A 13,359-nucleotide genomic window follows, 5' to 3' on the forward strand; every position below is an offset into this window, starting at 1 on the left:
CGTTCGTCCTGAGCCAGGATCAAACTCTCAATTTTAAGTTTGAAATAGCTCGTGTTACATAATTCCGAGTTAAACATGTTAACTCGTTTGTGTTGTCTTGGTCCAATAAATTGAACCGAAGACACCTGCACATTTGATTGTTTACTTTGTTCAGTTTTCAAAGATCTATTTCGTTCAATCGCTGACAACGTGATGTGTCAACTAGTATAATATTACAGGCTTTTGTTTTGCTTGTCAAGAACTTTCGAAAGTTCTTTTTTCGCTCGTTTGACCGAGACTTAACAAGAAAAGAAAAGCATTGCGTTGCTTCAAATCAGCAACAGGAATAAATATACCAGATTTCCCTCTTCTCGTCAACCTCTTTATTACTTTATACATTTTTTAAAATGCTTTAAAATTAACATTTCGATAATTCACTTATCAGAATCTGTTGGAAGCATGTAACTAAAATCGACTTTTTCTCTTTTGGTGATCAACAATAGCCCATCTCCTAACGGTACAATTGACGACTCAAATGCTGGATGATCTAAGACTATATCCAAAAAAGCATTTAATTTACGATGGATTTTCAGACGTCTTTTAGGAACCTCTGACTCTTCATCTAGTATCGTTCCACCCTGTAGTACATCGTCTATCGCTAATACTCCTCCTTGTTTAAGGATACGATAGCAATGGGGAAAGAAATCAAAGTACTTAGCTTTAGCGCTATCCATAAAAATAAAATCAGCTGATTCATCTTCCAATTTCTCCAGCCAATCACTTGCCTGTCCCTCTAGCAAAGTGACATTATTTTCAATGTTCATTTTTTTAAAATTGATTTTTGCTTTTTCAATCATATCCGGATTCCGTTCAATTGTCGTCACGTGACACTCCGAAGAAAGCGACTGGACCATCAATCCTGCAGAAAAACCAATGGCTGTTCCTACTTCTATTATTTCTTTTGGTTTCAGTATAGGAAGGAACCACTTAAAAAAAGTGACTGTTTCATGCGGAATGATCGGTACCCTTCTTTCATTGGCCCAGGCTTCAATCTCTCCTAACGACCCAGACAGTTGCTTTTGAGATGATCTTAAATAGTCTCTCACTTCTCTATCGATTACGGGCCTATCCATCATTTCATTTCTTTTTTTCATACTAACTCCCTTTAATAACATATTTACTTTATTTTACACTGATTTATCTATGTTACCAAGTGCTAATCTGTTATAATAAATATGTGAAAATACGAAAAATCGGATGAGAAGGAGCAAATTTTTATATGTTGATCAAACAATTAACCGTACCTAAAAACGTTGTGGCTACTATGTCAGAAGAAGCAACTCTAAAAGAAGCGATTGCTTTATTAGAAGATACTGGGTATCGTTGTGTACCTGTTTTAGATAAAAGCGGAAAAATCTTCAGAGGAAATATTTATAAAATGCACATATACAGACACAAAGCAAATGGCGGGGACATGGATTTACCGGTCACTCACTTACTTAAAAATGCTACAAAATATGTCCATCTTAATTCTTCATTCTTTAAGATCTTTTTCATGATCAAGGATCTACCCTACATTACCGTTCTGGATGAGAACAATCATTTTTACGGAATACTAACTCATAGCACTTTGATTGACTTACTTCAGCAATCTTGGAGTCTCGATTCTGGGAGCTACGTTTTAACTATTGCTTCTCCAGGCGAAAAAGGTGATTTAGCTAATATCGCAAAAATTATTAACCGTCATTGTTCCATCATGAGTTGCATTACTTTAGATGTTCAGCGGGAGAATATGGTTAGACGTATGATCATGACTTTAGATCCTAATGTTTCTAAAAAAACGTTAGATGAACTTTCAAAACATTTAGACCGCAAAGGATATAAAGTTGTTGAGGTTGAAGATTTACACAACGAATAATTTGCAGTGATTTTACAGAAAAAGACGCTCTATAGTCTCCGGTAAAACATTTCCGGGTCAACTAGAGCGTCTTTTGTATTGCGCCAGATTTTTTTAACTTTGCATTTTTTTATTAAAATCAATTTTTTTATCGAGTTTTAACATTATAGGTATGCCGACACCCATTGTAATCAGTTGCCCTAAAAAGACCATGAGATACGTAACCCAGAAAACTTCTTCAGCACCTATCAGCAATAACATTATGGCAATCATAAAACTAAATACGGAAAACACAGCTGTATTTATAATCATTTTTTTTACCGGCGACTGAACTTTCTTACTTAAAATAAAATATACCGCGAAGGATATTACTGTATGACCCACGCCGAGAGTCCAATCATATACGCCAAATGGTGATAATATAAGGTTGGTTAAAAAAACTCCTGCAGTTACACCGTAAGCATATTTCTTGTCAAACACCACCAGATGATTAAGTATTTCGGATAACCTTAACTGGATCGCTCCAAAAGCAAAAGGTGCAATCAGTATAGTAATCCCTGTATACAAAGCTCCAATAATCGCATTTATTATCCATTGTTTTGTTTTCATTTTTTTCCTCCTAGTTTTTGTCTCGTGGGTTGGCGCTTTCGAACCACGGTCGTCAAAAAAGACAACGAGAGTAGTGTAGCATTTATTACGATACTTTTCAATTCTTTTCAGGATCTCAACTGAACATAGTTGAAATCCCTTTTTAAAATAATTGGTCATTACCTAGAAAATGGTTCTATCTTCTATAATCGCCATTCTACATCTCGCTGATACCGGACGTAAGACCAAGCAGCGTCGAGCTAACATATAGACTCAACTCTCTCTTTATGAAATCCAAACACCCTTCACAAACATTTTATACTCTTTACCAAATCATTTACTAATAGATTTAAGTACTTTTAATGCTCTCCCCACCATAGACAACTTCCCCTTTATTAAAATGACCCTTGTATTTCATCAAAAAGATACCGCAAGAACATTCGTTTTTTAAGATGTCGAAAGATTTATGTAAAACGAAAAACAAAAAGCAGTTTTAGCTGATAGGCCAAAACTGCTTTTCCTAAGTATTAAAATAGCTTTATATGTGTTTGTACTGATTCGACAATCCAATACTTATTGCCAAAGCATCATCAACCAAAGTCATAGTTTTATTATCTAAATGAGTGACTTGATCTCTTAAACGTTGTTTATCTATTGTTCTTACTTGTTCAAGTAAGACGACTGAGTTTTTTTCTAATCCTTTATCCGCTCCAACTTCGACATGCGTTGGCATTTTACCTTTTTCTATCTTTGTTGTTATAGCCGCAACAATGACTGTCGGGCTATATTTATTCCCAACATTATTTTGAATAATCAAGACCGGTCGCATGCCACCTTGCTCAGATCCTATTACTGGTGATAAATCCGCATAATAAATATCTCCGCGTTTAACCACAGGCTTTCCTCCTAAAAGGCGCCTTTTGGATCAGGTGTTACACTCTTTTGCTTAACGAGCTAACTTTCCCTATAGATATGTGTGTGTATTTCATTTTCACAGTTATCGAATTCTGAGCAAATTTCTAAATTAATATTGCCCATTTCCGCATACCCTTTCCTCATGGCGTCCATTTTATTCATATTATCTTTGATGAAACACTGAAGCATCTTATTCATTAATTCAGATTCTTCTATTTTTGCGTCTTTACAATATTCTTCTATTTCTTCATACACAGATTGCTCTAGTTCAATAGTCATTTTTTTGTTATGCTCTTCCATGAATAATGCCCCCCACTAGATTATTGCCTAATACTCTTGTCTCAGCTCATACAAACAAAGACAGAAGAATAAAATAGTTCTCACAAGAAAAGATGTGTATCTATTCCTTACTTGTAAGTCTATCATGAAAGACAATGATTTTAAATACGTGTTTGTGACAATTCCACGAAAGAACGCATGTTAATTTTTTTCTAAAATAACTTGAGCAACTGCTATTGAACCCGTGTGCGAAATAGAAACCCACACGCTACCGTTAAACGGGCTTTGCGTTACCATTGGTTTACCTAAACTGTCTGGCAGTATTTCAACATCTAAAAAACCAATTTCCCCTATTCCTGTTCCTAATGCTTTTGAAAATGCTTCTTTTGCAGAAAAACGTCCCGCTAAAAATTCAACTTTCCTTTTTCCTTTAAGTTCAGAAAACACCTCTCGTTCTTTACTCGTCAAGACTCTCTCCGCAAAAGATTCTCGTCTTATGTATGCTTTTTCAATTCTATTTATTTCCACAATGTCTAAACCTATACCCACGATCATCACATTCCTCAATCCTTAACACTGCCAATGCTACTATTACTTAATTATGTTAACAGATTCACATCAAAATGTCATTTAAAAACGATTTATTTCAATAATAAAAGCCAGCAAGTGGCCTAGACCACTTGCTGACTTTGTTCATTGATTATTTTAGGTTTTAACTATTTCTTTTAGGGCGACGAGTGGTGCTTCGTTTTCCTTGGTTGTCACTACTTGAACGGCTTTTACCTTTGTAACTACTTTTACCGCCACCACTACGATTACTGCTGCCCTTACCTTTTCCTCTGCCACGGTTGCCTTTTTCCTTGTTTGGAAGCGGACGTTGTGGAGAGATTTTAACGGGAACATCAGTCGGATCTTTAATCATTGCTTTAACTAAAGCAGCAGCTAAGTCTTCAGATGAATATGAAACAAGCAGTTTTTCAGCTGCATTTGTATATTTATCTAAGCCATTCTCATCTATGGTTTTTTGAATGTCTTTCATAGCTGATTGCAATTGACTTTCTAACGCTTCATCACTGGTTGGTGGACGAAGAGCAGTCAATGGCTGATTGGTTAGTTTTTCAATCGTATGCAGATAGCTCATTTCCTGAGGAGTAACAAACGTTACAGCTACGCCTTCTTCACCGGCACGGCCTGTACGACCAATACGGTGGACATAACTTTCAGGATCTTGAGGAATATCATAGTTGAAAACGTGTGTCAATCCGGTAACATCTAATCCACGAGCAGCCACATCTGTTGCTACTAAGATATCCATTTTACCGTTTTTGAAGTCTTTCAAGACACTCATACGTTTACTTTGAGATAAATCGCCGTGAATTCCTTCAGCTTGATAGCCACGCATCTCTAAACCTTTAGATAATTCATCAACACGTTTTTTAGTACGTCCGAATATCAAAGCTGATTTAGGATTTTGCACATCAAGTAGACGTGTTAAAACGTCAAATTTTTCATTGTCTCTAGCCTTAGTATAATATTGATCGATTGTAGATGCAGCTAAAGTTTTCGTTTGGATACGTACAGTTTCAGGATTGTTCATGAAACGTACACCAATGCGTTTGATTGGTTCAGGCATTGTAGCAGAGAATAGTAATGTCTGACGTTCTTTAGGAATTTCTTTAATAATAGTTTCGATATCATCAATGAATCCCATGTTTAACATTTCATCTGCTTCATCTAAAACTAAAGTTTCAACATGATCCAAGCGTAATGTTTTACGACGAATATGATCAAGTAAACGTCCAGGTGTCCCAACGACTATCTGAGCTCCACCTTTGATTTGTTGGATTTGTCTTTTGATGTCTGCTCCACCGTAAACACACGTTACTTTAACTTTTTTATCTCTACTCAAACGGAATATTTCTTCCTGAGTCTGGATAGCTAATTCACGTGTTGGTGCAACAACTAATCCTTGTACTACGTGTTTAGATGTATCGATTTTCTGTAACATTGGCAAACCAAAAGCAGCCGTTTTACCGGTTCCTGTTTGTGCTTGTCCGATAACATCTCTACCCTCTAAAGCGAGTGGAATAGTTTGTTCCTGGATTGGCGTAGTTTCTTCAAATCCCATTTCTTTTACGGATTTTAGTAATTCTGGTATTAAATCTAGTTCATTAAATTTCAAAAAATGTTTCCTCCTATTATTTTCCTTAGCAAGCATTCGTTTAAGAGCCAAGGATGATTTTACTCATTAATAGAGAAAGATCATTTCTTGAAAACAGAACGTTCCGTGATTCTGTTCAAACAAAGACCCTAGTGTACGTATCTCATCATTCGATGTGGTACACCAGGGCATGACATTTATCTTGACTCAGTATTATTATTTAATTTTCATACGGTAGATATTTCTATCTACTAAACGAACAGTTGTCTGGCTTACAAGTGTTATCTTATCATGAGTCCATTATATTTTCAACTTGTTTTTATTACTCAAAAAAATGAATACGTTTTATTTATTTTTCGTTTGACTTAATTCAGACACAACTTCAAGCATGCCTGTGCTAAAACTGGACTTGAACAACACGGTATCTGCAGGTTGTAACGTTTCTTTTAGATGGTCTATCAACGGTGCTTTTTCTCCCGTGAAATAGTTCAGCTTGGATTTAACCATTGTTTTTAGCATTTCTTTGTATAACACATTCATTTGTTCCCCATATAAAACGAGTTCATCGATAGTTTCGGGATCAATCACTTTGTATAAATCGCGGTGCATAGCTTCTGATTGTTCGCCTAATTCCAATATGTCTCCTAAAACGACAACTTTTCGATTAGGTACCTCTATCGCTTGAAAGTAACTTAAGACGGCCTTCATAGATGATGGACTCGCATTATACGCATCATTTAACAAGACAGACTGGTTCACGCCTGGTATCCATTCCAAGCGATTTTTAGTTAACTGAAAGTGAGATAATTGCTGATAGATATCAGCTAAGTCAATGCCTAACGTTTCGCCTACGAGTATTGCTGACAAAGCATTTTGCACATTATATTCGCCTGGTATGGGCAAGGTGCAGGAGGTGTCTGTTTGCTGATTGGTTTTAAACTTTGTCTGTTTCATTTCAGATTGAATCTCTGTTGAATATAAATCAACTCCGGGTGCTTTGCCAAAGGTTTTAATTGTTTCTACCTTTTCATCGACCCACCCTTTGTCCATTTTAGTTTTCAATAACGGTTCTTCTCCAGGATAAATAAGCGTTCCCTGGTGCATGCCTTTAACAATTTCTAGTTTCGCTTCAGCGATAGCGTCCCGCGAGCCTAAAAACTCAATATGTGATTCACCAATCATGGTAATGACGGCAATATCGGGTTCGGCTATCTCAGAAAGCACATGAATCTCACCTTTTTCGCTCATGCCCATTTCCAGTATGATCACTTCTGTATCAGGATCCATTTCTAAAATAGTCAAAGGTAAGCCTAAGTGATTATTGAAATTACCTATGGTTTTATGGGTCTTAAACTTTGCCGAAGCAACTGCCGCTACCATATCTTTTGTTGTCGTTTTACCATTACTACCGGTAATGCCAACAACTTTTGGTGATACCTTTTTCAAATAATACTGAGCAAAAGCCTGAAAAGCTTTCAATGTATCTTCGACCTGAATAACCGCAATATTTTTAGGGGCATCTTCGATCGGATCACTCCAAAATGTTGCTGATGCTCCTTTGTCGATCGCTGACTGAACAAAATCATGTCCATTTCGATCAGCCGTTAACGGAACAAACAAATTGTTTTTTGCTAATGTTCGGGTGTCAAAGGAGACTCCTTCTACATGCTCTGTCTTGTCATCATTATATAGCTTGCCATCAACCGCTCGAACGATTTCATAAAGTGTCCATCTCGACATTAGTACTCTCCATTTCTACTCTTTCGTCATCTCTTGTAATTTTTGTACTTAGTTTATATTTGTCATTGTACCTGCGTATCCCCAGCTGGATGACTTCTTCAATCAAATCATCATATGGGAGACCTGTTTTCGCCCAAACTCTCGGATACATACTGTGTGATGTAAAACCTGGAAACGTATTGACTTCGTTGATGTAAACTTCACCATCTTCAGTTAAAAAGAAATCGGCCCGGGAAATGCCTGAGCCATTGATTGCTTCAAAAGCTTCGACAGCCATTTTCCTCACTTTTTTTGTCAATTCAGGGGATAAGTCGGCTGGAACTTCTCGAACAACTTTTTGATTTAAATATTTATCTTCATACGCGTAGAAATCTTTTTGCTTAACTAACTCACCTGGAACCGATGTATGTACATCTTCATTCCCGAGAATAGCCACTTCTATTTCACGTACTTGCACTCCTTTTTCAACAACCACACGATAATCGTAATTGAAGGCTAATTCAATTGCTTGAATCAATTCTTCTTTATTAAGTGTCCGTGTGATGCCTACGCTTGAACCCAAATTAACAGGTTTAACGTACATAGGGTAGTCTATTTCCATCTCGATAGTTTCACACACTTCTTCTTGATTGACTCTCCAGTCTCTTACCTTAACTTCTTTGTAAGGAAGAACAGGTAGTCCCGCTTCTTTAAAGATTACTTTACTTAATACTTTATCCATGCCAACGGCGCTTGAAAGAACTCCTGCACCTACGTACGGAATATTTAACGTTTCAAACAAGCCTTGAATCGTACCATCTTCTCCGTTTGGTCCATGAAGAACCGGAAAAGCCACAGACTCTCCTTCGGTCAGTTCATTAAATAAGAAAGGCAATTTTTCTTCAATGTTTACTAGCTCATCTTTGGAAATTATACTTTCTCTACTTTCAACTTCAGCGCCTTTGTACCAATTTCCTTCGTGCGTAATGTATACAGGTATAACAGTATAATAATCATAGTAAATATTTTGAAAGATAGATAAAGCAGATTTAACAGAGACATCGTGTTCAGCACTCTTTCCACCATATATCACATAAAGTTTCATAATCTTCCTCCTACTCGCAGGCGAGTCTTAGTTACGCTCAGCTCTTACGAAATTATATCTTCATTTTAGCATATTTTTAGTCTACAACATTTTAAAAAAGTTGCAACTTTATATCTTGAGACGGATACACTTGAATCGGATAAATACTATCCCTATCATCAGATATAATTAAATGGAATAACAATTTTGTGTTTTACATTTATCTAACTATCTCATGTTACTTATACTAACTGGCACACACCTACACCGGTCAGATTTTCTTTTTTTCAGTGACCCGAAGAAGTACCCAGTCATCTTATCTTTACACTTAACAAAACTGCTTTGAACTATAATCCACTCGACACATTCAAGTTTAATGTGTTTCATTTTCAGAATATCACTAATACCAAATTTTAGTAAAAAAAAAGCTCTGGATAGCCAGAGCTTTTAATCTTATTAATCTTCCAACTTGTATTTCTTGTTGAAACGGTCGATACGTCCATCTGCTTGAGCAAATTTTTGACGTCCTGTATAGAATGGATGAGAATCTGAAGAAATCTCAACACGGATTAATGGATACTCGTTTCCATCTTCCCATTCTACTGTTTCTTTTGCTGATTTAGTAGATCCTGACACGAATTTGAACCCTGTTGTAGTGTCCATAAATACGACATCACGATATTCTGGATGAATGCCTTTTTTCATTTTTTTCACTCCTTAACTGCCATAAAATCTTTGCGATTCCATAGTTATCTTTATAGTTTAGTCAAGACAGATAACAAACGTATTGTTTTGTGCAATGATTTGCTTTTCCATCTTATTTCTTTGATATGCAACACTTCATATATTAGCATGTTTTTTTTTTTGATGCAATCTTTTGATTCATTTTTTTCGCTAGGACGATAACTTTTTATTGTTTCAATGCTTTTTCTACAAACCCATCATTCTTTTTGTACCTTTTCAACGTTTTGATGAATTGATCCGTATACTCTAATGAATCATTTCGCATGCCTCGACGTAACTTGTAAACGGCCTCGTACTCTTCTGTAGACAAGAGCAAATCTTCTTTTCTTGTGCTTGATTTTCTAATATCGATAGCTGGATAAATACGACGTTCTGCTAGTTCACGAGATAGATGAATTTCCATATTACCCGTTCCTTTGAACTCTTCATAGATGACATCATCCATGCGGCTCCCAGTATCTACCAAGGCTGTCGCAACAATCGTCATGCTCCCACCTTCTTCAACATTACGCGCTGAACCAAAGAAACGTTTAGGACGGTAAAGCGCAGCGGGATCGATCCCACCACTAAGTGTACGCCCACTTGGTTGTTCCACCAAGTTATAAGCACGAGCAAGACGTGTAATACTGTCCATTAAAATGACCACATCTTGTTTGTCTTCTACTAAGCGACGCGCGCGTTCCAGTACCAGTTCGCTTACTTTGACATGATTCTGTGGCTGTTGATCGAACGTTGAATGCACGACTTCTCCGTCAATACTCCGCTCTAAATCTGTCACTTCCTCAGGTCTCTCATCAATAAGTAAGACAATCAATTCAACCTCAGGATGATTTTTTTTGATTCCATTGGCGATTTTTTTAAGTAATGTTGTTTTCCCTACTTTAGGTGGGGCTACGATCAATCCACGTTGTCCAAATCCGATTGGAGCAATCAAATCAATAATACGAGCAGATAAGTCATCAGGAGATGACTCCAAATTGATCCGTCTTTCTGGATATAAAGGCGTTAATGCCGGAAAATGCGGACGCTCTCTTGCTTCTTCCGGATTTTTTCCGTTCACTAACTGGACATTCATCAATCCGTAATAACGTTCGCCCTCTTTAGGCGGGCGGGCTGTCCCTGTTACCTTGTCGCCGTTTCTTAATCCAAAACGTGTCATCTGAGACGCCGAAATGTAGACATCTTCGTTACTGTGCGAGTAATTGATCGGACGTAAAAAGCCAAAATCCTGGTGACTGACTTTATCTAAAACGCCACTTACTCGGAAATAGCCTTGTTTTTCTTCTTGTACCCGAATAACAGCCATTGATAATTCTTTTTTATTCATTTGACTGTAATGAGGCACTTTTAAGTCTTTAGCTAACTCATAAATTTCTTTTAGCGTTTTTTCTTGCAGCTCGCTATACGTGATAAACTTGGCCACTTTATGATCTCCTATCTGTTAATCTTCTCGGTCTTCCATACGCAAGTCCGCTCCGAGAGCGGTTAGTTTCTCAACAATATTGTCATAACCTCTGAGTATATTGTCTACACCGCCGATAACTGTTTCTCCTTCTGCTATTAAACCAGCTACAACTAAACATGCGCCGGCACGTAAATCAGTTGCCATGACCTCTGCACCTTCAAGCTGACGACCACCTTCTATTAAGATAACATCACTTTCTACGCGAGAGTTGGCTCCCATCCTATTTAATTCAGGAATATGTTTGATTCGTTTAGGATAAATGGTATCAACAATCATTGATTCTCCCTGAGCTGACATAAGCAGGGGTGTGAATGGTTGTTGTAGATCCGTTGCAAAACCTGGAAATGGTAACGTTTTGATCGACACACCTTTAAGTGGACGATCTGATTCTGTCACACGAACATAATCTTCACCGATTTCTAAAGAAACGCCCATCTCTTCCATTTTGGCAATAACGCCTTCTAAATGTTCCACGATGATGTTATTGATTTTTACATCTTTACCTTTGGCAGCAGCCATAATCAGATAGGTCCCCGCTTCAATGCGGTCAGGGATAACGGTATGACGACAGCCATGCATCTCTTCGACGCCATCTATACGAATAATATCAGTTCCCGCTCCACGTACTTTAGCGCCCATATTATTCAATAACGTCGCTACATCAATAATTTCCGGCTCACGCGCAGCATTTTCGATAATCGTACGCCCTTTAGCTTTGACAGCCGCCAACATTATGTTGATCGTCGCACCAATAGAAACCACGTCAAAATAAATGCGTGCAGCTTTCAAACCGTCTTCATCGGTTTTAAGATACATCGCACCTAATTCGTTTTCCACTGTTGCTCCCAATGCTCGGAATCCTTTTAAATGTTGATCAATAGGTCGCGGACCTAAGAAACAACCGCCTGGAAGGCCGACAACGCCTTGACCAAATTTGGTCAATAAAGCTCCCATAAAATAATATGAAGCTCTCAAACTTTTTATTTTACCACTCGGCATCGGTACAGATACCATATCTGTGGGGTCGATTATTAATGTTGTTCCTTCAAATGATGTTTTCACATTCATATCGTTTAAGATCGAGATAAGTGAATGAACATCTGAAATGTCGGGAACGCCTTCTAGAGTAACGGGTGAGTCTGCTAAAATTGCTGCAGGAATAAGTGCAACCGTACTGTTTTTAGCACCAGAAATGGTTACTTCTCCCGTTAATGATTTCCCACCTTTTATAATTAACTTCTGTGTCATGTGTAATCCTCTCTTTTTCAAAAATCTTTAATATCTATTGATACGTTTATAAAACGACATTTTTTTCAATCTGTAATATAAGATCACTGCGATAAGTACTTTCAAACTATCAATTGGAAAAAAGATAGTCAGATTTGTTTTCACTAGCGTTGACAGTGCAACTGGTGTACTGAGCACAAAGTTTAATAGCCCGTACTGATAAGCAATTCCTATAACGTAAAGAATAATCACACTTATCAACATGATCGACCCTGTTTGCACCTTGTTTTCCGTCCGTTCGATCGTTTTTCCGATGAACCATCCCATTGGAATCGCTCCTAGAATATAGCCAAACGAAGGGGACAATAGTTGCCCGATTCCACCCAAACCGCCTGCAAAAACTGGAAATCCCAGCAACCCGGCGATAGTATAGAGCCCTATGACTAGGATACTCTTCACTGGTCCAAGGATAGCAGGAATCAACAGAAAAAGAACGACTTGTAGGGTAATTGGAACCATTCCGATAGGTATTATAATTAGTGATGCGACAGCGAGGAATGCTGTTGATAAAGCTATTTGAGTTAAATCATTTGTAGTAATCCTATTTAACACTATGAGACCTCTATCTTTAAAAGCTATTTATTTTGAAGCTATCAATAGTATAAACAATTCATTAACCAAATACAACGTGTTATGCGAATTGAAAGATGCCTGTCATCTACTTTACATTATAAAGTGACTAACGTTATATATAAAGCCTTATTTAAAGTGTTTAGTTTAAATTTTCAAAAACCTTAACCCTTTAGACACAAGTTATTACTCTTTTCCATTAACACGTAATACATTCTTATTCCTCTGGTTCACTTTCGACACGAGAAAATATCGTCTCGATTTATAAGCATACACCAAAAACTAACTAAAAGTTGGTTTTTGGATTGAATAGCCTTCTTTTTATAATAAGTGTTCCTAGCAGCTCGATATTTCAGTGCCGATGTAGTTAAAAATAAGGAAAGCGGTCTAATGCTCGACCGCTTTCCTTATTTCATTACCGATACTTGACCGACTGGAGTTATGTCAAGAAAATGGACACCTTAATTAGGTTAATTGGCCAGTCGATGACTGGCTTAACATTGTGATGATATTGATTCAAAGTACGAATAAACATCATCACAACGTCTCGTTAAATGACTTTTCTCATTGCCTGTTCATTTTGTTTAGCGGCCTTCATCTGTTCTTGAATCTCAAATTGTTCAGGAGATAAATAAGCATTATAAGAATGACGACGACGCTTGTTGTAGAAA

13 protein-coding genes are annotated in these 13,359 nt (G+C 37.3%); 1 reads left to right on the forward strand and 12 read right to left on the reverse strand.

The window, feature by feature from the left end:
• Nucleotides 1-413: 413 nt before the first annotated feature.
• On the reverse strand, nt 414-1,133 hold the full coding sequence (locus AX762_RS09245) for an O-methyltransferase (RefSeq protein WP_071848852.1): 720 nt from the start codon (nt 1,131-1,133) through the stop codon (nt 414-416).
• 125 nt (nt 1,134-1,258) lie between these two features.
• On the opposite strand from AX762_RS09245, the gene cbpA reads away from it, so the two are divergent.
• Nucleotides 1,259-1,897 (forward strand): cyclic di-AMP binding protein CbpA, encoded by a 639-nt coding sequence (cbpA, locus tag AX762_RS09250; protein ID WP_071848853.1) that lies wholly within the window; start codon nt 1,259-1,261, stop codon nt 1,895-1,897.
• A gap of 93 nt (nt 1,898-1,990) precedes the next feature.
• Here the strand turns inward: cbpA and AX762_RS09255 are convergent, their stop codons facing one another.
• The 11 genes from AX762_RS09255 to AX762_RS09305 form a co-directional block, all read right to left on the reverse strand.
• Complete coding sequence (locus AX762_RS09255; RefSeq protein WP_071848854.1) at nt 1,991-2,485, reverse strand: QueT transporter family protein; 495 nt, start codon at nt 2,483-2,485, stop codon at nt 1,991-1,993.
• Nucleotides 2,486-3,002: 517 nt separating this feature from the next.
• Nucleotides 3,003-3,359 (reverse strand): type II toxin-antitoxin system PemK/MazF family toxin, encoded by a 357-nt coding sequence (locus AX762_RS09260; protein WP_071848855.1) that lies wholly within the window; start codon nt 3,357-3,359, stop codon nt 3,003-3,005.
• A gap of 59 nt (nt 3,360-3,418) precedes the next feature.
• The gene (locus AX762_RS09265; protein ID WP_071848856.1) at nt 3,419-3,679 is read right to left on the reverse strand and encodes a hypothetical protein; all 261 of its coding nucleotides are present in this window, start codon (nt 3,677-3,679) and stop codon (nt 3,419-3,421) included.
• 180 nt (nt 3,680-3,859) lie between these two features.
• Nucleotides 3,860-4,213 (reverse strand): holo-ACP synthase, encoded by a 354-nt coding sequence (acpS, locus tag AX762_RS09270; protein WP_071848857.1) that lies wholly within the window; start codon nt 4,211-4,213, stop codon nt 3,860-3,862.
• A 157-nt stretch (nt 4,214-4,370) separates the two neighbouring features.
• Nucleotides 4,371-5,840: a DEAD/DEAH box helicase gene (locus AX762_RS09275; RefSeq protein ID WP_071848858.1), complete on the reverse strand. Its 1,470-nt coding sequence runs from the start codon at nt 5,838-5,840 to the stop codon at nt 4,371-4,373.
• A 324-nt stretch (nt 5,841-6,164) separates the two neighbouring features.
• Entirely contained in the window at nt 6,165-7,559 is a 1,395-nt protein-coding gene (gene murF, locus AX762_RS09280) for a UDP-N-acetylmuramoyl-tripeptide--D-alanyl-D-alanine ligase (RefSeq protein WP_071848859.1), read from the reverse strand.
• Entirely contained in the window at nt 7,537-8,643 is a 1,107-nt protein-coding gene (locus AX762_RS09285) for a D-alanine--D-alanine ligase family protein (protein ID WP_071848860.1), read from the reverse strand. Before AX762_RS09285 ends, murF begins: the two co-directional genes overlap by 23 nt.
• 435 nt (nt 8,644-9,078) lie before the next feature.
• Entirely contained in the window at nt 9,079-9,327 is a 249-nt protein-coding gene (locus tag AX762_RS09290; protein ID WP_071848861.1) for a type B 50S ribosomal protein L31, read from the reverse strand.
• 205 nt (nt 9,328-9,532) lie between these two features.
• Nucleotides 9,533-10,789, reverse strand: a complete 1,257-nt coding sequence (gene rho / locus AX762_RS09295) for a transcription termination factor Rho (RefSeq protein ID WP_071848862.1) — start codon at nt 10,787-10,789, stop codon at nt 9,533-9,535.
• 18 nt (nt 10,790-10,807) lie between these two features.
• Nucleotides 10,808-12,079, reverse strand: coding sequence for a UDP-N-acetylglucosamine 1-carboxyvinyltransferase (locus tag AX762_RS09300; RefSeq protein ID WP_071848863.1), 1,272 nt, complete (start codon nt 12,077-12,079; stop codon nt 10,808-10,810).
• A 27-nt stretch (nt 12,080-12,106) separates the two neighbouring features.
• Nucleotides 12,107-12,670, reverse strand: coding sequence for a biotin transporter BioY (locus AX762_RS09305; protein WP_177244081.1), 564 nt, complete (start codon nt 12,668-12,670; stop codon nt 12,107-12,109).
• Nucleotides 12,671-13,359 lie beyond the last annotated feature (689 nt).

The sequence above is a fragment of the Alkalibacterium sp. 20 genome (assembly GCF_001885615.1).
Lineage (GTDB): Bacteria > Bacillota > Bacilli > Lactobacillales > Carnobacteriaceae_A > Alkalibacterium.

Coding starts and splice junctions, on each gene's coding strand:
- acpS (WP_071848857.1), bottom strand. CDS start 4,213: ATGATCGTGGGTATAGGTTTAGACATTGTGGAAATAAATAGAATTGAA.
- AX762_RS09290 (WP_071848861.1), bottom strand. CDS start 9,327: ATGAAAAAAGGCATTCATCCAGAATATCGTGATGTCGTATTTATGGAC.
- murF (WP_071848859.1), bottom strand. CDS start 7,559: ATGTCGAGATGGACACTTTATGAAATCGTTCGAGCGGTTGATGGCAAG.
- cbpA (WP_071848853.1), top strand. CDS start 1,259: ATGTTGATCAAACAATTAACCGTACCTAAAAACGTTGTGGCTACTATG.
- AX762_RS09265 (WP_071848856.1), bottom strand. CDS start 3,679: ATGGAAGAGCATAACAAAAAAATGACTATTGAACTAGAGCAATCTGTG.
- AX762_RS09245 (WP_071848852.1), bottom strand. CDS start 1,133: ATGAAAAAAAGAAATGAAATGATGGATAGGCCCGTAATCGATAGAGAA.
- AX762_RS09300 (WP_071848863.1), bottom strand. CDS start 12,079: ATGACACAGAAGTTAATTATAAAAGGTGGGAAATCATTAACGGGAGAA.
- AX762_RS09285 (WP_071848860.1), bottom strand. CDS start 8,643: ATGAAACTTTATGTGATATATGGTGGAAAGAGTGCTGAACACGATGTC.
- AX762_RS09255 (WP_071848854.1), bottom strand. CDS start 2,485: ATGAAAACAAAACAATGGATAATAAATGCGATTATTGGAGCTTTGTAT.